The sequence below is a fragment of the Vannielia litorea genome (assembly GCF_018424695.1).
Lineage (GTDB): Bacteria > Pseudomonadota > Alphaproteobacteria > Rhodobacterales > Rhodobacteraceae > Vannielia > Vannielia litorea_A.
In genome coordinates, this window is the sequence record NZ_QTNQ01000216.1 from 1 (window position 1) to 450 (window position 450).

Annotated in this window: 1 protein-coding gene; it reads right to left on the reverse strand. The window is 69.6% G+C overall.

The window, feature by feature from the left end; all coding sequences use genetic code 11:
• The coding region (locus DYI42_RS24045; protein ID WP_213549650.1) for an ABC transporter permease at positions 1-450 on the reverse strand (450 nt) is incomplete at both ends.

The following is a 450-nucleotide window of genomic DNA, read 5'->3' on the forward strand; positions in this document are numbered from 1 at the left end:
GATCAGCAGCGCCAGGGTCTGCGTGGTCGAGGTGATGGTCTGGCGGATCTGGTCGTTGTTGACGATGAAGAAGTCCCTGGTGCCGTGGCGCCGGGTCAGGATGTCGGCGACCATCTGCTCGGCCAGAGCCATGTCCACGTCGTCGGCCACCCGCAGGGTCAGCCCGCTGACGCTGGTCGAGCCCAGGTAGCGCGCCTGCACCGTGGTATAGGGGGCATAGACGGTCAGGCTGGTCGAGCCGCCGGGGCCGCGGTTCTGCGCCTCGGCCACGCCGATCACCCGCAGGGGCACCTTGCCGGCCATGAAGACCTGCCCCAGCGCCGGGCCGTCGCCGAAGAGGCTGGTCCGGGTGTTCTCGTCGATGACGACGTTCTGGCCCATCGCCGCCACGTCGGCCTCGTCGAAGCCGCGGCCCTGGGTCAGCGCGACGCCGGCCACGTCGAAATACTG